This is a genomic window from Pseudoduganella rhizocola (assembly GCF_045984285.3).
Lineage (GTDB): Bacteria > Pseudomonadota > Gammaproteobacteria > Burkholderiales > Burkholderiaceae_D > Rugamonas.
In genome coordinates, this window is sequence record NZ_JBJQIK030000006.1 from 78007 (window position 1) to 100541 (window position 22535).

The window sequence follows — 22535 nt, forward strand, 5'->3', positions numbered from 1 at the left end:
TCCGCATGAAACGCAATCTGCACCTGCTCATCATTGATCCGCAAAACGACTTTTGCGACCTGCCGCCCAGCCACCGCCCGCACGACCCTGTCAGCAACGCCCCGCATGCACCCGCCTTGCCGGTACCGGGCGCGCATGCCGACATGCAAAGGCTGGCGCATGCCATCCGCGAAGGGCTGCATGGCATCTCCGCCATCAGCGTGACACTGGATTCGCACCACCGATTCGATATCGCACATCCCACCTTCTGGTTCGCCGAGGGCGGTGCGAACGTTGCTCCCTTCACCCAGATTACCGCCGCCGACGTGCGCGCCGGCCGCTTCCGTCCGCGTGACCCTTCTGCACTGCCACGTGCGCTCGCATATCTTGACGCGCTCGACGCCAATGGCCGCTACCAGCTGATGGTGTGGCCCGTGCACTGCGAAATCGGCTCATGGGGTCATAACGTGCACGAAGATGTGCGCGCCGCCTACAATGCCTGGGAGGATGCAGCGCTGGGCATCGTCAGCAAGATCGCCAAGGGCTCCAATCCCTGGACCGAGCACTATTCCGCCGTGATGGCGGAAGTGCCGGATGAAGCCGATCCGAAGACGCAACTGAACCGCGAACTGATCGCCAGCCTCGCAGATGCAGACCGTATCTACATCACCGGTGAAGCCGGCAGCCATTGCGTGAAGGCGACCACCGAACATATTGCGGACCATATTGACCCATCCCGTCTGGTGCTCGTCACCGACTGCATGAGCCCAGTGCAGGGCTTCGATACGCACTACCTCGGCTTCCTGGCAGCGATGGCTGCGCGCGGCCTGCAAACCGCCACCTCTGCGCAGATGCTGGAGGAACTGAAGGCCAACGCGGGAGCCGTGCAATGAAGCCTGTGGTCCGCAGCCTGCTGGAAACCGACCTTTACAAATTCACGATGTGGCAGGCCCTCCTGCACTCGCACCCCAACACGCAGACCGAATACGAATTCCGCTGCCGGAACACGCCGCAGTATCCGCTGGCGGAGCTGAAGGACGAAGTGGAGCAGCAGCTCGACCAGCTGTGCAGCATGTCCTTCCGTGCCGAAGAACTGGATTACCTGCGCTCGCTCCGCTACATCAAGAGCGACTTCGTGGACTTCCTGGCGGTATTCCGCTTCCAGCGCAAGTTCATTACCGTGAAGACGGATGGCGATGCCCTGCTGATCCACACTGCGGGGCCGCAGGTGCACGTGATGGGCTTCGAGATCTTCGTGCTCTATATCGTCAACGAGCTTTACTTCCGCCGTTTCGACCAGCAAGCCGCGCTGGAGGAAGGACGCAGGCGGCTCGATGCAAAGATCCGGCAGCTGAAGGAATTCAGCAAGCAGCCCGCGCTGAAGCATCCCTTCGAGCTCTCGGACTTCGGACTGCGCCGCCGTTTCTCGGCACGCTGGCACGACGAAGTCACGCAGCGCCTGGCGCAGGAAGTGCCGCAATACTTCAAGGGAACGTCCAACGTCTATCAAGCCTGGAAGTTCGGCATCTACCCGATTGGCACGATGGCGCATGAATACATGCAGTCCTTCCAGGCCTTCGGCGTGCGGCTGCGCGATTTCCAGAAGGCGGCGCTGGAAGACTGGGTGCAGGAATACCGGGGCGACCTCGGCATCGCGCTTACCGATGTCGTCGGCATGGACGCCTTCCTCGCCGACTTCGACCTGTATTTCGCGAAGCTGTTCGACGGCCTGCGCCACGATTCAGGAGACCCGGTGGAGTGGGGCGAGAAAGCGCTGGCCCACTACGCAGCGCTGCGCATTGATGCGAACACCAAGCGGCTAGTGTTTTCCGATGCACTGGACCTGGACAAGGCGATTGCCCTCTACCGCCATTTCGCGGACCGCATCATGACCGGGTTCGGCATCGGCACCAACCTCACCAACGACGTTGGCCTGCCTACGCTGAACATCGTGATGAAGCTGGTGTGCTGCAATGGCCAGTCGGTGGCCAAGCTGTCGGATTCTCCGGGCAAGACCATGTCGCAGGACGAAACCTTCCTGGCCTACCTGCGCCAGGTGTTCCACCACCCGGCGTAACTATTGGACGCGGCCGCGCCGAATGGCCTCAGGCCTCGGTGCCGCCGTAGCGCAGCATGATGGTGTTGGCCTTCTCGCGCTCGACCTCGGTGGCCACGTCCACGCTGAGCAGGGCGGCGGGGCGTTCGACGGGACGGTCGGTATCGTCCGCATCGTCGGGCGTCAGCGAATCCATGATGTTCTCAACGGCGCTGGTCGAGGTGTCCATGGCGCGCGCATCGTGCAGGTTCAGCTGCACCGCCGAGCCGTGGAAGCCCTCTGCCAGCAAGGCAGCGCGGGCGCTTTCGGCATCGGCAATCTGTTTGAAGTTGCGGTGAATCGTGTCAGTCATTGCAGCTCCTCCGTGGCGAATTACTGCCATTGTGCGGCAAGCGTCACGGAAATGTCGCCCGGCTCAGAAGCCGGTAACAGCGTTCGACGTATGCTCCACGCGCGGCGTGCCCGCAAAGAAGCCACCCACCAGTGCGCGCCAGGCCTGGAAATCTTCGCTGCCGCGGAAATCGACGGTATGGTTCTCCAGCGTTTCCCAGCCGATTACCAGCATATAGGTATCCGGCCGCTCGATGATGCGGTCGATCTTCATCGAAATACAGCCCTTTGCCCGCTTGAACAGCGGCACAGCTTCTTTCACGGCCGCCTCGAAAGCGGTATTGGTGTCTGGTTTGATCTGGATTTCAGCGAGTTCGTAAATCATGGGGATCCTTTCGTGAGTCCGGCTATTTTGCCCGAAATTTCCAATTGGTAAAATGTGGCCCATGATCGAAACACCAAGACTATTGCTGCGCCGCTGGCGGCGGGAAGACATTCCCGCCTTCACGGAACTGAGCGCCGAGCCGGCCGTGATTGAATTCCTGCCGGGCGCGATGACTGCGGCACAAGTGGAAGCGTTCATCAGTTCGCACAACGCGATGTGCGAGCGCCACCGGACCTGCTACTTTGCAGCCGAGGTTAAGCAGACTGGCGAGCTGGCAGGCTTCATCGGCCTGAAGTACCAGGACTTCGACCAGCCGTTCGCGCCCTGCTATGAGCTGGGCTGGCGCCTGGCATCACGCCACTGGGGTAAAGGCTATGCTACCGAAGGCGCGCTGGCTGCGATGCGCCATGGCTTCGATGTGCTGGGCCTTGAGGAGATTGTGTCGTTTACCGTGCCCGCGAACACCCGCTCGCGCCGCGTGATGGAGCGCCTCGGCATGCACAGGGACGAGGCGGGGGATTTTGCCCATCCCGCTCTCCCTGCCGATCATCGTCTATCGCAGCACGTTCTGTATCGAATTCGCAGGAACGCAGCTGTTTAGTCCTCCTTGCGGGTGCGCTGGCCGCCTGATTCCGGAATGGCCGAACCCTCGCTGCCCTGGCCGCCCTGCATGGCGCCGTCGCGTCCACCCGGCTGGCTTTGTCCTTCGGACTGACGATTGCCGGCTTGCGAGCCACTCAGCGTGCCGATGCCCCCAAGCCCGGTCTGCAAATCTGCCGAGCCGCCGTAGTGGTAGCCTGCATCCTCTTCCTGCTGAGAACCATTCGACAGCAGGTCGACGGTACGGCCGCCCGATTGCGTGTTGCCGTCGTGCGTCTGCTGGCTGATATTGCCGGTGCTGCCGGCGCCGTAGCTGCCCGCGCTGGTGCTGCCGTCCCTGGTTTGCTGTTCCAGAGGGCGGCCCTGACGTTCATTGTCCTTGTTCACTTCGCTCTCCTTGATCCGGTTGCTGAGCCTTTATCCTAAGGAAGTAGCGCAACAAGGAGTATAGGCATGCGGTGCTACAGCATGTAGGACGACAGCGCGGATTTTCGTGCCTGAAGGAATTGCGTCAGCAGCGCCGCGTAGTCCGGCGACGCTGCGTTCGTCACTGAAGCGCGCCCCGCCAGCGCATTGCGCCATGCGCGCACACGCGGTGTGCGCCCAAAGTATGCAATGCCCGCCATTCCGTCGAGCACCTCGAAATAGCGGAACACCGGCGCGAACGCCGCATCCACCAGCGTGAAATCCGCACCTTCGAACCAGGGGCCATCGCCCAGTTCCGCTTCCAGCTGCAGGAAACGCTGCTGTAGCTCGCCTGCCTTGAGCTGCAAGGTCTCCTGGTCCGCGGCGTTGTAGAGGCCCGCAATGCCGTTCAGCACAGCCGAAGCGAACTCGATCCAGCTGCGGTGCTGCGCGCGGCGGATGGCGTCGCGTGGGTGGAGCGGCGTACCGATGGTCTCGTCAAGGTATTCGCAAATGACGGCGGATTCGAAAATCGGCTGGCCATCCACCAGCAGCACGGGCGTTTTGCCCAAAGGGGAAACCTTGAGAAACCAGTCCGGCTTGTGCGCGAGGTCGATATCGACGCGTTCGAAAGGAACGCCTTTTTCACTCAGTGTGATGGCGGCGCGTTGTACGTAAGGGCAAAGCTTGTGGCTGACAAGCGTGTAGCTGCGGCTCATGTGCGGCTCCTTGGCATGGAATGGCGCTCACTGTACTATTGCATTCATGCATAGAAAACAGGCATTGGTGCAGAAGATGAATGCAAAATCGCAATACACCCTGGATGCAAGCGATCTTGCGCTGGTGCTTGCCCTGACGCGTGGCGGCACGCTGGCGCAAGCCGGCGAACGCCTGGGCGTCGATGCGTCGACCGCCTTCCGCTCGCTGCAGAAGCTGGAGCGTGGGCTGGGTATCTCCCTGTTCCAGCGCTCGCGTGCAGGCTACGCGCCGACCGAGCTGGCGCAGGCCCTTGCCTTGCGCGCCGAACAGATTGAAACGCTCCTGGAAGACGCGCGCTCGCAGGCGCAGCTGGAGCCGGAGCAGTTGTCCGGCACGGTGCGCATTTCGACCACGGACACCGTCCTGCATGGCCTGATCGCCCCGGCGCTTGGCATCCTGCGCAAGCAGCATCCCCTGCTGGCGTATGAACTCCACACCGGCAACGAGCTGGCCAACCTGACGCGGCGCGACGCGGACATCGCCGTGCGCGCCACCATGCGCCCGCCGCCGCACCTGATCGGCAAGCGTGTGGGACCGATTCGCGTGGCGCTGTATGCCTCGGCCAAAGGCAGGCTGCAATATGAAGACGCGGTGGAAGGCGGCGCAGCGTGGATAGCCCCGGACGACGCTCTGCCGGAACACCCGTCCGTGCTGTGGCGCAAGCGGCATCTGCCGAAGATCGCACCGGCCTATCGCGTGAACAGCATTCTGTCTGTTGCAGAACTGGTAAGCCAGGGACTCGGAGTGGGACTGCTGCCGGAATTTCTGGCGCGGCGCATGCCGGGCCTGCGGCAGCTGACGGAAGAGATTGAGGAATGCCGTACGGAGTTATGGCTGCTCACCCATCCCGAAGCGCGCCACTTGCGGCGCGTCGGAACGGTGTACGAGCACCTGGCGCATCATTTGCTGCTGGATTGACGGCGCCTCGCAAAGCCGATCAGCCCGAGGCCAAGTGCCGACATCATCCAGGTGGACGGTTCCGGTACCAGTGCCACGTGGCCGGGGCCGCCGATGGTGGTGCTGTAATTGCCATAGTCCACATTGGAATAGCCGGTCGTTACGAAGAAGTAGTCGACGCCCCTGAACATCGGGCCCACAAAGCCGGACGTGGTGGTGGTGAACAGATCGTCGTTCGCGCCGAGCGCGTTGGTGAAAGGATCGGCCGGGTTGAACGAGTATTCGTACATGAAAATGAAACTGTCGAAATCTGCGGTAGTGAGGAAGGTATAGAAACCGTCAACGCTGACGCGTAGCGCGGTGACGTGGTAGGTAACGGCGGTGCCGACGAGCGACAGGTCCGCAAGATCCTCGGTCAGGCGGTTCCAGACTGGCGCGCCGGTAGTGTTGCCGGTGATGGTGAGGATGTCAGCCTGTGCGGGCGGCGCCAGGGAGAACAGCAAGGCGAGGGTTGCAAGTGCTGATCGGATGATGGCCATGATGTGTTCCTTTCCCTGAATAAGTATGTGTGTACTTGGCAAGCCATTGTTTCATGCAAAAATGGCAACGACCTTGCGCTGCATCGAATCCGGGAGCAGGGTGCGTGCGCGGGGGATTTGGAGTAGAATGGAGGTCTGTCTGGGGACGACCTGGTTTCGACGTGGGTTGCAAAGCAGAACAGGGCATACCGAGGGCTGGTCACCTCGTAAATACATCCAGAAACAAACTAACTGCAAACGATAACTCGTACGCACTGGCAGCCTAAGGGCTGTTAGCTCCACAACACCTCGTCCCTGGGGTGGGCCGTTAAAAGCTGTGGAGTCATTTACAGGGACTCGCGCTGGGCGGGGTCACTTCAAACAGCGCTAAATCTAAGGTGAATCGGCTGGTCAAAGCGTGCTCGTCCGCGTTGTCTGGCTTAAATTAATTGGCAGAGCTAAGTATGTAGAACTGTCTGTAGAGTGCTTGCGGACGCGGGTTCGATTCCCGCCGTCTCCACCAACGAACACATCAGCACCTGAAACGCCGTCCAAGTGACGGCGTTTCCTTTTTTAGTTGGCTTTTGCCACCCGCCAACAAGAAAGAGAAAACCGCTTCGCCTGGCGTGTACCCTGACCTATCGCTTGCAGCAATCGCCTTGCCTTGACGAGCCCAAGCAGCTGAAACGCCAGCCTAACCCTGGTCAGGCTCCGGCAAATAGATTGTAAAAGAGCCAGTGGGCGTAAACTTGAAGCCTGAAAATGAACCAGCTATGCCACTTTGGAAATCCTGGACAATCGCAACTCTTGGATCATCACGATGCAGGGCGAAATGCAAACCTTGCTCCATCGTGGGACGAAGCAGCTCGCTGGTGCAAGCCAACTCAAGAAGCGAGCACCCTTCCTTGAGCATCGACTTGAGTTCGCTCCAGAAGCTCGTATCTTGAACTCTCTCGTGTGACACTGTATGAAGATAGTCACCAAAGCGCATTGCTATTTCTTGCAGCCGAGAGTTTACGGGAGCGTACATGAACTGGCAGGCCCGCCCGTCTTCCAAGTGCAAGCGGATAAGCAAAAAAGTGTCTTCTAGGCCGAAAGCGGCGTCAATCGTCTTTGAGAGTTTCTTGATCTCCCACTGATTCGCTTGGCTCTTCGTGACGCCGATTGCCACAGCCGCATGCTCTTTTAGGCGTGCCTCAACGCCACACCGCAGCTCAAGGGCTGCGTAAATCAATTTTGCTTTGTCTCCGGTACTAGCGAGCTCCTTTGCTCTCGCAAGGTAGCTTATGGCTGCAACGGGGCTATCCACAGGCTATCCGGAGTAGGATTAAAATAGCGCCACATTTTGCGGCACTGTTCGCTTGATTTCGACATGCCCCCTCCGCTAGTTATTGGCCAATAGTAACGAAGCATAACATTTGAATTTGATCATCTGGCATTCATCCGTCAAACTGCCAAGCTTTAGGAGCTTGCGTTTGTATAACTTCAACGCGGTGATATCTTGTCGGAAGGATATAGTCGTAAACCAGTGTCCTTCGATTTCGAATGATTTCTTCTTCCATCGCCACTACCGCGTCTCGGTAAGCGCCGCTTAGGAAGAATAAGCGCTCCTCCGAAAGCGAGGGGCCATTTTCAGCATCGAAAATGAGTGAGTTAATAGCGCTATTACGACGAAATACCTCTTGGTGGGCCTTGGAAATCTTGGGGAAATATAGCCGTACAAGCATTACGATCTTCTTGTGCAGATCGAGGCCCTGGCGTTCTGTTGAGCTGCCTGTAATGGTCGGTTTTGTGAAGGGCGTTGCCGATACCAACGGCAGAGCCTGTTCGACTCTTTGCACGTTATGCGTAGCTACTTCGTTGAGCGCTAGATAGAGCTCCTCAAGCTTCTTAGTCAGGAGTTCGGTTCTCGCTCTACGACCTAAGATCCATTGCGTAAGAAATACAACGGCCACAGCTACGGCAGCAGCTAAGACTGCTGTCAAGATTGCGATCGCACCTTGCGGTGCAGCGGCTAACCAGGTTATGAGCGGATTCATTGTCATCTGTTGAAAGTTGCGACCCTTACAGTAGGTGAGAAGCGTCCTCTGAAGACTCAAATTTTCCAGCAATCGCTACCAGATGAAGCAGAGTCTCGGGGCTCGAATTGGCTATAGCAGCCGTCAAGTCTTTGTCTTGGCGGCGCTCTTAATTTTCCTCGCACCGCGCCCCTGGACAACTATCGGTGTCCAGCTTCGGTCGGCACCAACAAACTTGAACTCACGCTCTACGTCGTCTTGCGTATAAAAGGGTTCGGTCATGTAGAAGACACCATAAAAAGTGTCCCAATCAGGGTGGTTATAGCCCTTCATGTCGGCGTACACGCCATCTAGCGCCGCTTTCATTTCGGCGGGCGAGGTAATAAATTTAAACTCAACCATAGTTCTTAAAGATGGGATACCTAAATCTCCTTTGTAGGTCTTCAGGAGCTTTGGAATACCAACCTCTTTGATGGCGTCGGGGAACGAGTAGCTGCATACCTCAAATACGGCATTTCTAACTTCTGCTTCGCTCGTTGGAGCCTTTCCCATGTTTCCAAGCATGACGGCAGTCTTGCTAATGATATTCCTGAACACATCCTGTGCAGTAACTTTGTGTGCATCGGTCATCGCACGTAGTGGCGCAAAGCACGAACGCGCAATCGCTAGCGCCTCTGAATGTAGGTCATCATATTCCCGCGTGGTTGCTTGCAACTTCGCCCTATCTTGGCGTAATGCTGATACCTCTCGCTCGATCGAAGGGGTCCCTAAGCGTTCCGCTAAAGCTCCGATGGCCCGTAATGTTCGTTGTAAGTGATACTCAAGTACGTGGATCGCAATTTTATGGTTATCAGCATCTGCATCGACCTCTGACATCCTCGAATAGCTTCGCTCTAACCCGTCCAGCTTTCCCAAGGCATCATTACTCAGCCTGAGTTCGGTTTCAATTTCTTCTGCCAATAGCCACTCTTCTCGGCTCATCGTTAGCTTCCTCGTCAAAGGTTGGTATGTCCACATTGTATATGGACGAACAAACCCTTTGGCTTGTCTATTTAACTGCCCGGATGCTGTAGAGTTCGCCAGATACTATATTGCTTTTAACGCAATAAATTATTTTAATGAGAAAGTTCGTCTATCCTCACTGGATCAGTCCTGTATAGTTGTGTAATGAAAAAATCGCCTGCAATGACGGTTAGCATTCCTTGTGTCGTGATATTTCTGAACGGGATGCAGCATGAGGGCAAAAGGGGTGGATTTGTGAGTGTATTGTGTATCAGGTCCATATCAAATGAACGTAAATTTTTGTGACTGATCGGGCAAAAATTTCATGGATGAAGCAAAGACAAAGGTCGATGAGGCGGTAACTCAAGTCGACAGTACATTTCTACCTTGCACTTACCCGATCTATGCTTTTGTCGACGGCAAGGATCCCACTTTGATAGGTACATGCTTCGCGCTGAGTTATAGGGCACGAAATTTCCTAGTGACAGCTGCCCATGTCATCGACAACAGCAAGAAGGCATCATTGGCATTCGGTACCGCCTCAGGGGCAATGGTAATCATCGAGGGCGAGTTTTACGTCACTTCGGCTGTTGGTATAGGCCGTGAAGAAGATCCTTGGGACTTCGCTTGGCATGAGCTAACCGAAGAGGAAGGCTCAAAAATTTCATGTGTTCCAGAGTCATCCCTGGAGATTGTGCCTAATCCACTAGTCATCGACAAAGTACATGTGGCGCTGGGGTATCCGGTCTCAAAAAACAAGAAAATTAGCCCTGAGCGACGGCGTGCTCGCAAATTGACGCCTGTGGTCGCACGTTATATGAACTTGCAAACCGATGCAGCTGTGTACTTCCAAGAGAGAGGGATGAGCTCTGAGACACACATCGCAATCAAGCGCGAAAATCGCTCTTTGAATCAGGAACGTGTGGAGGGAAATACCATTGGTCACATTGGGCTCAGCGGTGGGCCACTTATAGACACCGGCATGCAGCTCGATCCGCCGGGATTCTTCCCTCCAAAACTCAGCGGAATACTTATCGAAGGCGACAAAAATAGCCAGAAAAGCCGAATCATTGTAGCTGTTCGTATCTCTGTAATTTTGAGGCATATTGACGCTCAAGATGTAAAGCAGAGGGCGGACGCCGATAGGTTTTCATCCACATAGCCCGATCAGTCAGATCGCTATTTCGTAAGCAATGGCGATATTCCGCCAACCTCCTGACCCAAACCAGCGTGGTTGCCAATAGGACGCGGGTTCGTTTCCCGCCCTCTCCACCAACGAAAACATCAGTACCTGAAACGCCGTCCAAGTGACGGCGTTTTTTTTGCGCTGGGATCGCGGTGAATGCGGGAGCTTCTATGAAAAAGGGCGCCGTGAAGGCGCCCGGATGTGATGCCTGAAAGCGTCAGAGCGCTTTCATCTCCACCTTGTATTCGCAGCCCGAAGGAGAGCTGAGTTCAAGGCGGTAGCCGCCGCTGAATTCGGTGGAGGAGATCGAGGTCATATCCACAATTTTCACGGTTGGTGCCGAGGGAAGCACGGGGCGGATGACCAGGTTGCCCGCGACGATGGAGCCATCGCCTTGCACCACCGGACGCTTGGCTAGCTGCAGTTGCCATACAGGCCGCACATTCGCGGCAACCTGGCACTGGTCATGCACGGTAACGGTGTGCTGGGAGCGCTGGTATTCCAGTTTGCGCGTCCAGTTTTGCACTTGCTGCGAATGGCTCGAATAGGCAGGCGTGAGGTTGGCCGCGATGGACAGCACGTCCCCGGTATCGGTCACAGTGCGCGTCGATGCAGAGAGGTTCTGGCTGATCGTGGTGCCATTGTTCTCGAAGCGCACCACGCTGTGTGCGGTGACCTCCTGGTGCAGGCCGCTGTGCGAATAGATATTCGGCGTGACGGCCAGCCAGCCATTGCGGTACAGCGAGAACGAGCCCTGTTCCTGGTGCGCATGCGATTGGTCGTACACGCCCGCGACGAAGGACAGCCAGCTCGCGCTCTCGCTCCAGTCGCTGCGCGCGAACACCACGCCTGCGCCGCTGGCATCGTAGGACAGGGCGCTTGGCGCCTGCTCTTCGTCGGGACGCGCCAGCAGGTCGTAGCGGTAGTCGTAGTTGTAGCGCATGCGGTCCACCACATGGCCGTTGCCGCCGTCCGTGAGTTTGGCGCGCTTCAGCCACCATGCGCCGCGCTTCGCGGTATCGCTGGATGGCGCCAGCGCCATGCCTTCGAGTACGAGCTTGCGCTGGTAGTCGAACACCAGCGGCAGCGAAGAGCGGGCCTGGTCGCCGATGGCCGCGAAGTAGTCCATGGTCGGCACCGTGGCGTGGATCCAGTAGTCCACCGTGTCGCGTGCATGCGAGGACAGCGCCGACAGGTCTTCGCCGGTCGAGCCTTTCCAGTACAGGTAGTTCTCGAACATGCTGCCGAGGGCCGTGCCGTAGCCCGTGCCTTCGCGCGAGCCGCCGCCGTTCAGGATGCTGAGGAAAGGCACCAGCTGCGTGAACTTCTGCTGCTGCAGGAAAGTCATCCAGTCGGTGCTCTGGCTGGCCAGCGCCCACAGCATGGTCGCCTTCAGGAAGCTGTAGTAGTAGTTGTTGCCCGGGTCATTGATGGACCAGCCGTCCCAGGTCGCCACGCGGCCGCCCCATGCGGCGCTGTTCGGGCTCCAGATATTGGAGATGGCCTGGTTCATGTAGTTCTGCCAGGCGAGGCGGCGTACGGCGGGAATCAGGTTGTAGCCGTAGTCGTAGGCCAGTGCTACCTGTTCCAGGTAGTAGCCGGCTTCCAGGTAGTGGTCGCCCGCGACCACGGGCAGCGAGCCCGCGGCAATCCTGGCCTCTTCCGATGCGACGAACAGGTCCGCCATGCGCACCGCCTGCTGGATGTATTTCGCATCGCCCGTCAGCTTGTACATAACGATGGTGTCGGTAGCCGAGTAACCCCAATGGTTGGCCTTGATCGCGTCCACCAGCTGTGCGTAGGTGGCGGTCGATGGCAGGCTGGCGGTGGTAGCCACCACGTCGTCCACTTGTCCCTGCAGGCGCTGGAAGGCCTGCGAGGATTGGTTTGCTTCGTACTGCGCCATGGAGATGAAGGGACGCTGTGTCGGCAGCGTGTAGGTATAGCCCGGATAGGCCGTGCCGCCCGTGACGGGAGGCGTGGTCGGCGTGCCAGGGTTGCCGGGCCCTGGGCCCGGTTCCGGCTCCGGCGTGGAAACCGGTGTTACGCCTGCCAGCAGCGCACTGACGTCGTCCACCAGCACATTGCTCAGGGCTTCGCTGCCTTCCTGGAACAGGCCAAGACGCACCAGGTCCAGGTCTTTGGACGGATCGAGCGGCATGGAGACCGTCACCGTGCCTTTGTCGCCGGCCGCGCCGTTGATGGAGACGCATTTCTGCAGGTCGCCGCCGAAGGTGTAGGTGGCCATTGCGCACAGCTGCAGCGAGGAGGATGAATCGGCCGTCATGCGCACACGCGCGGATACCGTGTAGTTGTCGCTGCGGCGGGCCGAAAGCTGCGAGGCTTCGCGCCCCGTCCACAGCACGCTGTCGCCGTAGCCGGCCATGCCGACGGACAGGCTTTGTGCGCCCGCAATGGCGCCGGTCATCACCACATTGGCGTACGTGCCGCTCTGGTTTGCGCCAAAGCCGGAAGGACCGCTTTCGAAGCCGCTGTCGCTGACGAGATTGGCGCTGTTGCCGGCGGAATGGTTTGCGGGCGGCTGCGCGGGGGCTGGCGCCACGCCATCCAGGCTGGCAAACACGCTGTCAAGCTGAAGTCCGCTGATAGCTGCACTGCCCTCCTGGAATACGCCGACGCGGACGCGCTGAATATCCAGGCTGGCATCCAAGGGGCACGGACACCGATACGGTGCCCTTGTCGCCAACGGTGCCGGCCACGCGGGAGCAGTTCTGCGTGCTCTGGCCGTTATCGTAATCGACCAGTCCACAGACCAGGATCTTGGACTTGCTGCCGACGGTTGCGCGCATGCGCATGGAAGCGGAGAGCAGTGCGGAGCGCCGCACCGGAAATTTTTCCAGTGTCTTGCCGGACCACAGGATGCTGTCGCCGTAGCCCTTGATGCCGATGACCAGGCTTTGTTTGCCCGCCAGCGGATCGGTGGTGCTCAGCTTGACCGAGGTGCCGGTCTGGTTCGGCACGAAGCCGGACTTGCCCTGTTCGAAACCGGAATCGTCGATCAGGTTGTAGGTGGCCTGGGCCGATGCGGACAGGGATGCCGTAGCGGCCAGCAGTGCTGCAGCAAGCGTAGTTAAACGTGGTTTTGCCATTGTGAGGATTTCTCCATAAGGACGTTGACGTCCCAGCCGTTCAGGCCAGGTCTTGGCGCAAGTATTCCTTTGAAGAGAATTCCGGACCCCGCAATTTGTCGGCGTTTCTTGACCGATCGTCTGCGATACTTCCCACTACATTTGCACCACATTTGATTACAGTGGATGCGCGTCCCCGACCAGCACATTGCCGGTGCCGAACTGCTCGCGGTATTCGCCTGGCGTCAGGCCCGTGTGGCGTTTGAAGATTTGCCGGAAGTGCGCCACGTCCTGATAGCCGGCCTGCATGCCCACGCGCTGGATGGACGCCGCGCCGTTCTCGAGCAGCTCCTTGGCCGCGCTGATGCGCAGCGCCTGCAGATAGGCGCCGGGCAGCTGGCCGGTGGCAGCCTTGAAGCGGCGCAGGAAGCTGCGCGGGCTCACGTGCACCCTGGCGGCGAGCATGTCGGCGGTGAGCGGCTTGCCGAAGTTCACGCGCAGGTAGTCTTCGGTGTCGCGGATCTCGGCATCGGCATGGGGGCGCGTCAGCAGCGGCACGCTGTAGCTGGACTGGTGCCTGCGCGGCATGGCGAGCAGCAGCGACTTGGCGCATTGCAGCGCCACCTCGCGGCCCGCATATTTCTCGACCAGGAACAGGCTCAGGTCCATCGCCGCATACACGCCGCCGCTGCAGAAAATGCCGCTGTCTTCGGTGACGAAGCGCTCAGGATGCCATTGCACTTCCGGGAAGCGCTGGCGCATCTGCTCCGCAATGGCCCAATGGGTGGTGGCGACGCGCTTGTCCAGCAGGCCCGCTTCGGCGAGATAGGCCACGCCTGCGCAGATGCCTGCGATGGCGCTGCCTGCCTCATGCCGCTCCCTGAGCCATTGCACAATGCGCGGATCGACCGGCTGGTCGTGCAGGTTCACGGTCGGCACGAGGATCAGGTCGGTGTCCGTAATGTCGAGCAGGTTGACATGTGGCGTAATGCCCAGCGCACCCACGCAGTCGAGCTGGTGGCGGTCGGTTGAGGCCAGCTGCACGTCGAAGCACGGCATATGCGGCAGGCCGTGAAAGCCGTTCCACAGGCGGCCTGCGGAGTGGAAGATATCGAGCGGCCCCAGCGCGGGCGACGCATAGGTTGCGTCGACCATCAATACTGTTACCCGTGTAAGCTGGCGCACGGACGCCTCCTTGCCCTGGGCCTGGAGGCCCGGTTTCTCATTCATAGCGTTTCCCCGAAATGATGGCCGCATCTTCTGTGCGGCTTCGTCGTGGCAGGCAAGACAGGCACTATCTCACGGAGGGCGAGGGCTTTTCTGCCAAATGACGGTGGCTGGAACGCCAATGCCGCCCGGGAGTCCATATTGCCCTTCACTTTTGGCAGAGTTTCCCCCTTACGTCAACGTTTCGCATCTGGGACAGTAGCGCTTCCCGTCAAAGCTGCAGCCGCATGTTGCGACGGATCCACAACCTGAAAGGAGAATCACCATGCTGAAGAAATTTATCATCGAACGCGACGTGCCTGGCATCCATGGCAACACCGCTGAAGGTTTTTGCACGATTGCCAAAGTTTCCAACAAGGCGCTGAATGAGCTGGGGAATGACATCCAGTGGCAGGAATCGTTCATCGTCGCCGACAAGACCTACTGCGTCTACCTGGCCAAGGACAAGGCGATCATCGAGGAACATGCGCGTAAAAGCGGCTTCCCTGCGAACCGCGTATCGGAAGTCGTGGCCATCATCGATCCTTCCACCGCAAGCGCCTGAGCGCGGGGCAAACGGCGGCCGTTCATGTCTCCTGACCTGCTGTCCGGCGTGCTGCGCAAGCTGCGGCTGCGCGGCGCCGTCTGTTCCGATATGGAGTGCGGCGGCGACTTCGCCACGGAGGCGCCCGCACCGGCCGGCGCGGTGCTGCAGGCCGACCACGTCATGGGTTTCCACGCCGTGTTGCGGGGCCGGTGCTGGTGCAGCACTCCGGGGGGCGAGTGGGTGCTGCTGGAAGCGGGCGACTTCATCATCTTCCCGCACGGCCATGCGTGCATGCTGGCCAGCAGCGAAGGTGCCACGCATGCGCGGCGCGCGAATGCAGGCGACACGCCAGCAACCGTGCGTGTGCTGAGCGGCGTTCTCGGCTGCGATGCGCAGCCTTTCAATCCCTTGCTCGCCACCCTGCCGGAGATGCTGAGCGTGCGCGGAGCGGAAAGCGGAAACTGGATTGCCTGCCTCCTGGTGCAGGCGATCGATGCGCTGCGTGCCCGCCAGCCCGGCGCACCGGCCATGCTGGAACGCATGACTGAACTGATGTTCCTCGATGCGCTGTGCCGCCACACGGCATTGCAAGGCGAAGAGCGGCACGGCTGGCTGGCGGGCCTGCAGGACCGCCAGATAGGGCGCGTGCTGGCCCTGATCCATGAAGATCCCGGCCATGGCTGGACCGGCGAGGAACTGGGCGCGCGCGTTGGCCTGTCGCGTTCCGTGCTGTACGAGCGCTTCGCAGCGCTCATCGGGCAAACGCCGGCGCAATACCTGATCAACTGGCGCATGCAGGTGGCGGCCGGCCGGCTGCGCAGCTCGAGTGCGACGGTCGCGGCCATCGCCTGCGAAGTGGGCTATGAGTCCGAGGCTTCTTTCTCGCGCGCCTTCCGCCGCATTGTCGGTGCGCCGCCAGCGGCCTGGCGCAGGGCACATGCCCGCGCAGCTACATCTGGCGGAAGTGGTGCAGGTAGTTCCGGCTGACGGGAAGTACTTCGCTGCGTCCGCGCAGGTGGAGGTCCGCGGTTTCGTTCACGCCGCGCACCACTTCCGCAACACAGGAAAGGTTGACGATGACGGAACGGTGGGTCTGCACGAAGCGTGCAGGATCAAGTTCTTCCGCCAGCTCACGGATGCTCTTGCGGATGAGCGCTTCACCTTCCGCCCATGCCACGAGCGTATATTTGTCTTCGGCGCGCAGGTAATGCACCTGTTCGACCGGGATAAGGCGCACGCTGGCGCCAACTGAGGCCCTGATCCACTGGAGGAAAGGCTGCGCCCGGGCTGCGGACCGGCCTGCCAGTTGCCGTAGCAGCGCATCCAGGGCATCGGCAGCCGGGATCGGCGCCTGCAGCTTTTGCTTCAGGCGTTCCACGGTATCCGCCAGCCGTTCCGGGATGATGGGCTTGACGAGATAGTCGACCGCTCCCTGTTCGAATGCCTGCACTGCATACTGCTCGTAAGCCGTGACGAATACCAGGTGCGCACGGCGGCCCAGCGCGCGTGCCGTCTCGATGCCGTTCAGGCCCGGCATATGGATGTCCATGAAAACGACCTGCGGCGCATGGAGTTCGAACAGTTCCAGCGCTTCCGGCCCGTTGCGGGCGTCATCCACCAGCGCCAGCTCAGGCCATAGCCGGGCGAGATGCGCGCGAAGGCGCTCGCGCAGCAGGGGTTCGTCATCGACAATCAAGGCGCTCACCGGCTTCATGGATTCTCTTTCACCTGGAAATGCAGTTCAACGCGCACGCCATGCGGCATCTCTTCGTGCAGCTGCAGCGCCGCGCTCTCGCCGAACCACGCCTTCAGCCGCGCCTGGACGTTCGACAGGCCCGTGCCGGGGGCCGCGGTGTGGGCCATGCCGGCGCCGGTATCGCGCACCCACAGCCGCACCGAACCGTCGTCGTTGCGGCCGCCGCCGACTTCGATGCGGCCGCCATCGATGCTCGGGTCGATGCCGTGGCGGACGGCGTTTTCGGCCAGCGTGAGCAGGGCCATGGACGGGAAGCGCAGCGACGCCAGGCCAGGCAGGGGCGCCACCTCGAACTGCAGCCGGTCCGGCATCCGCAGGTGCATCAGTTCGAGGTAGGCGCGCACCAGTTCCAGTTCGGCGCCCAGCGTTGCCCCTGCGTCGTTCAGGCGCGGCATGGCGGCGCGCAGGTAGGCAATCAGGTGCCGCAGCACCGGCCCCGCGTTATCGGAACCGGAGGCCACCAGCGCCTCGATATTGGCGAGCGTATTGAACAGGAAGTGCGGTTCGATCTGGGCTTGCAGCAGCCGCAGGCGGGCGTCGAGCAGCTCGCGCTCCAGCCTGTTCCTGTCCAGTTCGGCCTGCAGCTTTTCCGTCTTTTCACGCTCCTTGCGCTCGGTGCGCAGCGCCATCAGCGAAAACGGAATGCCGAACAGCAGGGCCAGCACCGCCATCAGGATATGGCCGACCAGTGTTTCGGTCCTGCCCAGGTATTGCACAAAGCCGGCGCCTTGCGACAGGATTGCGGAACCCAGCGAAGCCAGCGGCGCCATCAGCGCCACGGCCAGCAGGCGCGCCGAGGAAGGCGTGAGCCAGCGCGGATGCAGCTTGCCTGCCGCCGAATAGGCCAGCAGCATGCAGGCGGCCACAAAGCCCACGCGGCCGATGACAAGGGCAAACGGCGTGCGGGTGAGCGAATGCAGCAGCCATGACAGCAGCAGCGTGAAGATGCTCACCACGAGCACATGCCTTGCGCCCGGTAAGGCTGCCGTGAGGATGGATGGAATACGCAGGGCCCTGGTCATCCACTCACCTTACCCGCAGTGCGGCCGTCATTCAAGCCCCGAAAACCGTCTTTCGTCGCACCGGCACCGCAGTTTGCGCCCGGCTGGCAAGGCGGGCAGCTATCGTCCGGCCATGTACAACATGAGTGGAGGCAGGAGATGGCACCAGGGATACCGGCATTGCGATGGGCTGCGGCATTCTGGACTGCGGTGGCAGTCAGCGGGCAGTTTATCTTTGTGGCTTATGTCGCCACGGTCTACGGAGGAGCGGCCTTGCGCCACGACCTGAGCGGCTGGAATGTGGTGATGCAGGGCGGCTATATCGCGGGTGATACGCGGGGCAATCTCGCCATTGGCGCGCATCTGCTGCTGGCGGTGCTGGTGATGCTGGGCGGCGCGCTCCAGCTGCTTCCCGTCCTGCGTGCCCGTGCCCCGGCCTTTCACCGCTGGAACGGACGGGTTTACCTGGCCAGTGCGGTCGTGGCAAGCGTTACCGGCCTGTATATGGTCTGGTTCCGCGGCGCGGTGGGCGATTTCACGCAGCATCTGGGAGTGAGCCTGAACGGCCTCCTGATTCTCGCGTTTGCGGGCATGGCCTTGCGCACCGCGATGGCGCGCAGATTCGCCGAGCACCGGCGCTGGGCGCTGCGCCTGTTCCTGGCCGTCAGCGGCGTGTGGTTCTTCCGGATCGTGCTGATGTTCTGGATTGCCGTCCATGGCAGGCCGGCCGGCTTCGATCCCAAAACCTTCGTGGGCGTTTTCCTCAGCGTGCTTTCCTTCGCACAGTACCTGCTGCCGCTGGCGGTGCTGGAGCTCTACCTGCGCAGCAAGGAGCGCGGAACGCCCGCTGCGCAGTATGCGATGGCGGGCCTGCTGCTGGTGCTGGCACTGGCCACTGCCGCCGGGGTCGCCGTGGCTACCATGGGCATGTGGCTGCCGCGCATGCGCTGAGCCGTTCAGCGCGATTCGCGGCGGATGCTCATGAGGATGCCCGCGCCGAGGCCGAGCGTCATCAGCGCGGTGCCGCCGTAGCTGAAGAAGGGCAGGGGCACGCCAACCACGGGGAAGATGCCGCTCACCATGCCGATGTTCACAAAGGCGTAGGTGAAGAAGATCATCGTGATGGCGCCGCCCAGCAGGCGCGAGAAGGTGGTGATGGCGCGCGAGGTGATCTGCAGGCCGCGCACGATCAGGGCGAAGTAGAGCAGCAGCAGGATGATGTTCCCCGTCAGGCCGAATTCCTCGGCGTAGACCGAGAAAATGAAGTCCGTCGAGCGTTCCGGAATGAAGCCGAGATGGCCTTGCGAGCCTTCCAGCCAGCCCTTGCCCGACACGCCGCCCGAACCAATGGCGATGCCGCTCTGGATGATCTGGAAGCCTTTGCCCATCGGGTCCGCTGCCGGGTCGAGCAGCGTCAGCACGCGCTGGCGCTGGTAGTCGTGCAGCAGCGGCCAGCTGAGGGGCATGGCGATGAGGCCCGCCAGCGCCAGGCCGCCAAGCGCTTTCCATGACAGGCCCGCCAGCAGGATCACATAGAAACCGGCAGCCAGCACCAGCAGCGCCGTGCCGAGGTCCGGCTGCTTCATGATGAGGCCAACAGGAAGCGCCAGCAGCACGGCGGCGGCGATGAAGCGCGGCCAGCGCTGCATGGCTGCGTACTGGTGGAAGAACCAGGCGAGCATCAGCGGCATGGCGATCTTCATGATTTCGGACGGCTGGATGTCGAAGCCGATGTGCAGCCAGCGCTGCGCGCCTTTCTTGCTGACGCCCGCGATGAATACGGCCAGCAGGAGCAGCACGCCCACCGCATACGCCGCAGGCGCAAGGCGCTGCAGCTGTGCAGGCTTCACGTTTGCCGCGGCCCACATGATGCCGAGCGCGATCAGGATATTGCGCAGCTGAAGTTCGAAGCGACCCGGGAAATCGGCGGCTGCGGAATACAGCGTGATGAGGCCCGCCGCCAGCAGGGCGCCGATGCAGGCGGCGAGCGGCCAGTCCAGGACGAGGCAGCGGCCGATGCGGTCCCAGGGACGGGGTGTGAGGCTGATGCCGCGGTTCACTGGCCGGCCTGCAGCCAGATCAGGCGTCCTGTCAGCAGCGCGAGGCCGCAGGCGGCAATGATGGCGAGCACCAGCAGGCGCTTGCGGAAAGCGGCGGCATCGGAAGGGCGTTCAGGGGAGGGCATCGGAAAAAAAAATTGCGGTGATTAACACCGCAATTCTGCATGGCCGATAACAAAAAAGCTACTCAAAAAAAGCTGTTTGGTCAGGAGTCCAGGCTGATCAGCGGACGGGCGCTTTCGGACAGGCGCTTGACGACCGCATGGCCGTTGTCGAACACGCACTCGAACAGGTGGCGGCGCGACTTCCCCGCATGGTCGGACTGCAGGTCGAAGAAGCTGTCGGCCTGCTTGAAGCCCAGGTCGACGGTCACGCGCTCGATGTAATAGGTGTCCTGCAGGTTTTCCATGCGCTCGCGGCGCACGCCGACTTCCACGTCGCTGCGCAGGCGCGGCGAGGGGCCTTCGAAGTAGCGGATCAGCGCCGCTTCCAGCACGTCCATCTGGGTGCGCACGGAAGCTTCCTCGGACATGTCGCGCGCTTCCGTATCCACCGCCACCTTGAAGCGGGTGATAAGGATGAAGGTATCGTTCTCGTAGTTCGCATCGTGCAGCGAGTTCACGATGGGGTGCGAGCCTTTGGCGAGGCGGGCTGCCGGGTCGCGCGTCTGGCCGATGTACAGTACTTTGCTCGGCGCTTTCAGGCCCGTGTCGAAATGCTGGATCAGGTCATGGATGCTGTAGGTCTCGATCATCGAGCCCCAGTTCAGCGTGATGAAGCGCTCTTCCAGCGTCACCAGCGGCTTCTTGTAGGTGGCTTCGAATGGAACTTCCAGATCGACGGAAATGGTGCTCTTCTTTTCTTCCGGGCCGATCAGCACCGGGACCGTCAGTTTGAGCGAGAAAAAGCCCCAGCTTACCTGGCGCTTGGGGTCGATGCGCACGCGCGGACGCGAGATCACCATATAGATCAGGCGTTTTTCCATCGTGCCGTCCAGCGCGAACTGCAGGCGGCGCAGGTAGCGGCCGATAGGATCGCGGAAGTCGGGCAGCGGGCCGCCGCCGACCAGCAGGTCGTACCAGTAAAATTTGGGCTCTGCAATCGTCGCAGTCCAGATCTGCGGAGCGCTGCTACGCGGGATAAGAGACTGCTCGGTCAAGTCGTCACCAGGCATTCCAGTCTCCGTCGACAAGTTGCTGGGTTATTATGATTCTTGCTTACTCTGCCTATAGTACGCTTAAGTGTTGAAAGTAGGCAATAACGATGTGAGGGATAATTGTCTTGTGGCAACGACAAATTCGTGAGAATTCAGGCGGCCAGCTGGGAGCGCACGGTAGAACGAATCAGGTCCAGCAGCGCCAGCGGCGATGCCAGGGAATGGTCGGCGTTCCAGGTCGCCGGTTCGCTCGCGCCGCAGTAACCCCATTCGCAAGCCACGGTGCGCATGCCCGCGGCACGGCCGGCCTGCACATCGCGCAGGTCATCGCCCACATACCAGCAGTCTTCCGGCGCCAGGTCGAGGCGGCGGGCCGCTTCCAGCAGGGGAGCGGGATGCGGTTTGGGATGCGGGGTAGTGTCGCCGGATACGATGCAGCCCGCATGGTGCAGGCCGATCATGGGCATCAGCGGATCGGTAAAACGCGCGGGCTTGTTGGTGACAATGCCCCATTTCATGCCCGCCGCCTCAATTCCCGACAGCAGCGCGTCCACACCCTCGAACAGGGTGCTGTGCACATACATGGCCGCTTCGTAATTGTCGAAGAAGCCCATGCGCAGCTCCTCGTAGCCCGCGTCTTCCGGCGTGAGGCCGAAGGAGGCGCCGATCATGCCGCGCGCGCCGGCCGAAGCCGTGGGGCGCAGGATGGCGTAGGGCGTGGGCTCCAGGCCGCGCACCGTGCGCAGCTTGTTAACGGCCGCAGCAAGGTCCGGCGCGGTGTCGGCCAGGGTGCCGTCGAGATCGAACAGGATGGCGCGCGGTGCGGTAACAATGCTCATGATGGGGGAAGCTTATTCAGGGCGGGTGGTGGACATCAGGTAGTTAACGCTGGTGTCATTATTGAGGGAATAGAAACGGGTTAGCGGGTTGTAACCCATGCCCTTCAGGCTCTCCACCTGCAGGCCGGCAGTGCGCACGTATTGCGACAGCTCGGCCGGGGTGATGAATTTCTCGTAATCGTGGGTGCCGCGCGGCAGCATGCGCAGGAGGTATTCGGCGCCGATCACGGCGTGGAGATAAGCCTTGGGATTGCGGTTGATCGTTGAGAAAAACACATGGCCGCCCGGTTTTACCAGCGCTGCCGCGGCGCGCACGATGGAGCCCGGATCGGGCACGTGTTCCAGCATTTCCATGCACGTCACCACGTCGAACTGGCCGGCTTCCTGGGCCGCCATCTCTTCAGCGGCAATCAGCTTGTAGCGCACCTGTACCCCGGATTCCAGGCTGTGCAGGTCGGCCACTCTCAGCGCCTTTTCGGACAGGTCGATGCCCGTCACACTGGCGCCCTTGCGCGCCATCGATTCGGACAGGATGCCCCCGCCGCAGCCGATATCGATCACCTTGCGGCCCGCCAGCGGCGCGCGCGCATTGATCCATTCCAGGCGCAGCGGATTGATCTCGTGCAGGGGACGGAACTCGGACGTTGGATCCCACCAGCGGTGGGCCAGTTCACTGAATTTTTGCAGTTCTAATGGGTCGGCATTCATAGCCCGCATCATAGCGGGAAATTGCTGTGACCCATAGT

26 protein-coding genes and 1 other RNA gene are annotated in these 22535 nt (G+C 60.8%); 9 read left to right on the forward strand and 18 right to left on the reverse strand.

Features of this window, described 5'->3' with window-relative positions:
* Positions 1–5: 5 nt before the first annotated feature.
* Positions 6–872 carry a cysteine hydrolase family protein gene (locus tag ACJRPG_RS14935; protein ID WP_408000880.1) on the forward strand — a complete coding sequence of 289 codons (867 nt, stop codon included), beginning with the start codon at positions 6–8 and terminating at the stop codon, positions 870–872.
* The gene (pncB, locus tag ACJRPG_RS14940; protein WP_408000881.1) at positions 869–2056 is read left to right on the forward strand and encodes a nicotinate phosphoribosyltransferase; all 1188 of its coding nucleotides are present in this window, start codon (positions 869–871) and stop codon (positions 2054–2056) included. The genes ACJRPG_RS14935 and pncB overlap by 4 nt, the downstream gene beginning before the upstream one ends.
* A 28-nt stretch (positions 2057–2084) precedes the next feature.
* Here the strand turns inward: pncB and ACJRPG_RS14945 are convergent, their stop codons facing one another.
* Both ACJRPG_RS14945 and ACJRPG_RS14950 read right to left on the reverse strand, forming a co-directional pair.
* Entirely contained in the window at positions 2085–2387 is a 303-nt protein-coding gene (locus tag ACJRPG_RS14945; protein ID WP_408000882.1) for a hypothetical protein, read from the reverse strand.
* Between the two features lie 63 nt (positions 2388–2450).
* A complete protein-coding gene (locus tag ACJRPG_RS14950) occupies positions 2451–2750 on the reverse strand; it encodes an antibiotic biosynthesis monooxygenase family protein (RefSeq protein WP_408000883.1) in 300 nt (99 codons plus the stop codon).
* Positions 2751–2811: 61 nt separating this feature from the next.
* Between ACJRPG_RS14950 and ACJRPG_RS14955 the strand changes: the two genes are divergently transcribed.
* Complete coding sequence (locus ACJRPG_RS14955) at positions 2812–3351, forward strand: GNAT family N-acetyltransferase (protein WP_408000884.1); 540 nt, start codon at positions 2812–2814, stop codon at positions 3349–3351.
* Here the strand turns inward: ACJRPG_RS14955 and ACJRPG_RS14960 are convergent.
* Positions 3348–3737 (reverse strand): hypothetical protein, encoded by a 390-nt coding sequence (locus ACJRPG_RS14960; RefSeq protein ID WP_408000885.1) that lies wholly within the window; start codon positions 3735–3737, stop codon positions 3348–3350. The two genes, ACJRPG_RS14955 and ACJRPG_RS14960, sit on opposite strands and share 4 nt — an antisense overlap.
* A gap of 74 nt (positions 3738–3811) precedes the next feature.
* Positions 3812–4474, reverse strand: a complete 663-nt coding sequence (locus tag ACJRPG_RS14965; RefSeq protein WP_408000886.1) for a glutathione S-transferase family protein — start codon at positions 4472–4474, stop codon at positions 3812–3814.
* Between the two features lie 76 nt (positions 4475–4550).
* Here ACJRPG_RS14965 and ACJRPG_RS14970 point away from each other — a divergent pair, with 76 nt between their 5' ends.
* Entirely contained in the window at positions 4551–5432 is an 882-nt protein-coding gene (locus tag ACJRPG_RS14970) for a LysR family transcriptional regulator (RefSeq protein ID WP_408000887.1), read from the forward strand.
* Here ACJRPG_RS14970 and ACJRPG_RS14975 read toward each other — a convergent pair.
* Positions 5414–5950, reverse strand: a complete 537-nt coding sequence (locus tag ACJRPG_RS14975) for a PEP-CTERM sorting domain-containing protein (protein ID WP_408000888.1) — start codon at positions 5948–5950, stop codon at positions 5414–5416. The two genes, ACJRPG_RS14970 and ACJRPG_RS14975, sit on opposite strands and share 19 nt — an antisense overlap.
* A 141-nt stretch (positions 5951–6091) precedes the next feature.
* Between ACJRPG_RS14975 and ssrA the strand changes: the two genes are divergently transcribed.
* Positions 6092–6452: a transfer-messenger RNA gene (ssrA, locus tag ACJRPG_RS14980) on the forward strand.
* 171 nt (positions 6453–6623) lie between these two features.
* Here ssrA and ACJRPG_RS14985 read toward each other — a convergent pair.
* The 3 genes from ACJRPG_RS14985 to ACJRPG_RS14995 all read right to left on the reverse strand — a co-directional run bounded on the left by ACJRPG_RS14985 (position 6624) and on the right by ACJRPG_RS14995 (position 8928).
* Positions 6624–7238 carry a hypothetical protein gene (locus ACJRPG_RS14985; protein ID WP_408000889.1) on the reverse strand — a complete coding sequence of 205 codons (615 nt, stop codon included), beginning with the start codon at positions 7236–7238 and terminating at the stop codon, positions 6624–6626.
* A gap of 130 nt (positions 7239–7368) precedes the next feature.
* Positions 7369–7968 (reverse strand): hypothetical protein, encoded by a 600-nt coding sequence (locus ACJRPG_RS14990; protein WP_408000890.1) that lies wholly within the window; start codon positions 7966–7968, stop codon positions 7369–7371.
* Between the two features lie 123 nt (positions 7969–8091).
* On the reverse strand, positions 8092–8928 hold the full coding sequence (locus ACJRPG_RS14995; protein WP_408000891.1) for a hypothetical protein: 837 nt from the start codon (positions 8926–8928) through the stop codon (positions 8092–8094).
* 346 nt (positions 8929–9274) lie between these two features.
* Here ACJRPG_RS14995 and ACJRPG_RS15000 point away from each other — a divergent pair, with 346 nt between their 5' ends.
* On the forward strand, positions 9275–10111 hold the full coding sequence (locus ACJRPG_RS15000) for a hypothetical protein (protein ID WP_408000892.1): 837 nt from the start codon (positions 9275–9277) through the stop codon (positions 10109–10111).
* 241 nt (positions 10112–10352) lie between these two features.
* Here ACJRPG_RS15000 and ACJRPG_RS15005 read toward each other — a convergent pair whose 3' ends face one another.
* The 3 genes from ACJRPG_RS15005 to ACJRPG_RS15015 form a co-directional block, all read right to left on the reverse strand.
* Positions 10353–12719, reverse strand: a complete 2367-nt coding sequence (locus tag ACJRPG_RS15005) for a hypothetical protein (RefSeq protein WP_408000893.1) — start codon at positions 12717–12719, stop codon at positions 10353–10355.
* A gap of 4 nt (positions 12720–12723) precedes the next feature.
* The gene (locus ACJRPG_RS15010) at positions 12724–13245 is read right to left on the reverse strand and encodes a hypothetical protein (protein WP_408000894.1); all 522 of its coding nucleotides are present in this window, start codon (positions 13243–13245) and stop codon (positions 12724–12726) included.
* A gap of 156 nt (positions 13246–13401) precedes the next feature.
* Positions 13402–14454, reverse strand: a complete 1053-nt coding sequence (locus ACJRPG_RS15015) for a GlxA family transcriptional regulator (protein WP_408000895.1) — start codon at positions 14452–14454, stop codon at positions 13402–13404.
* A gap of 262 nt (positions 14455–14716) precedes the next feature.
* Here ACJRPG_RS15015 and ACJRPG_RS15020 point away from each other — a divergent pair, with 262 nt between their 5' ends.
* Entirely contained in the window at positions 14717–14995 is a 279-nt protein-coding gene (locus ACJRPG_RS15020; RefSeq protein ID WP_408000896.1) for a DUF4242 domain-containing protein, read from the forward strand.
* A gap of 24 nt (positions 14996–15019) precedes the next feature.
* A complete protein-coding gene (locus ACJRPG_RS15025) occupies positions 15020–15964 on the forward strand; it encodes an AraC family transcriptional regulator (RefSeq protein WP_408000897.1) in 945 nt (314 codons plus the stop codon).
* Here the strand turns inward: ACJRPG_RS15025 and ACJRPG_RS15030 are convergent.
* Both ACJRPG_RS15030 and ACJRPG_RS15035 read right to left on the reverse strand, forming a co-directional pair.
* Positions 15927–16691, reverse strand: a complete 765-nt coding sequence (locus tag ACJRPG_RS15030; RefSeq protein ID WP_408000898.1) for a LytR/AlgR family response regulator transcription factor — start codon at positions 16689–16691, stop codon at positions 15927–15929. The genes ACJRPG_RS15025 and ACJRPG_RS15030 overlap by 38 nt on opposite strands.
* Positions 16688–17755 carry a sensor histidine kinase gene (locus tag ACJRPG_RS15035; RefSeq protein ID WP_408000899.1) on the reverse strand — a complete coding sequence of 356 codons (1068 nt, stop codon included), beginning with the start codon at positions 17753–17755 and terminating at the stop codon, positions 16688–16690. The genes ACJRPG_RS15030 and ACJRPG_RS15035 overlap by 4 nt, the downstream gene beginning before the upstream one ends.
* A gap of 138 nt (positions 17756–17893) precedes the next feature.
* Here ACJRPG_RS15035 and ACJRPG_RS15040 point away from each other — a divergent pair, with 138 nt between their 5' ends.
* The gene (locus tag ACJRPG_RS15040; RefSeq protein ID WP_408000900.1) at positions 17894–18685 is read left to right on the forward strand and encodes a DUF2306 domain-containing protein; all 792 of its coding nucleotides are present in this window, start codon (positions 17894–17896) and stop codon (positions 18683–18685) included.
* A 5-nt stretch (positions 18686–18690) separates the two neighbouring features.
* Here ACJRPG_RS15040 and rodA read toward each other — a convergent pair whose 3' ends face one another.
* The 5 genes from rodA to ubiG all read right to left on the reverse strand — a co-directional run bounded on the left by rodA (position 18691) and on the right by ubiG (position 22497).
* Complete coding sequence (gene rodA, locus ACJRPG_RS15045; RefSeq protein ID WP_408000901.1) at positions 18691–19794, reverse strand: rod shape-determining protein RodA; 1104 nt, start codon at positions 19792–19794, stop codon at positions 18691–18693.
* On the reverse strand, positions 19791–19919 hold the full coding sequence (locus tag ACJRPG_RS15050) for a hypothetical protein (protein WP_408000902.1): 129 nt from the start codon (positions 19917–19919) through the stop codon (positions 19791–19793). The genes rodA and ACJRPG_RS15050 overlap by 4 nt, the downstream gene beginning before the upstream one ends.
* Positions 19920–19999: 80 nt before the next feature.
* On the reverse strand, positions 20000–20968 hold the full coding sequence (locus ACJRPG_RS15055; protein WP_408000903.1) for a hypothetical protein: 969 nt from the start codon (positions 20966–20968) through the stop codon (positions 20000–20002).
* 134 nt (positions 20969–21102) lie between these two features.
* A complete protein-coding gene (locus ACJRPG_RS15060) occupies positions 21103–21789 on the reverse strand; it encodes an HAD family hydrolase (protein ID WP_408000904.1) in 687 nt (228 codons plus the stop codon).
* A 12-nt stretch (positions 21790–21801) separates the two neighbouring features.
* On the reverse strand, positions 21802–22497 hold the full coding sequence (gene ubiG / locus ACJRPG_RS15065) for a bifunctional 2-polyprenyl-6-hydroxyphenol methylase/3-demethylubiquinol 3-O-methyltransferase UbiG (protein WP_408000905.1): 696 nt from the start codon (positions 22495–22497) through the stop codon (positions 21802–21804).
* Positions 22498–22535 lie beyond the last annotated feature (38 nt).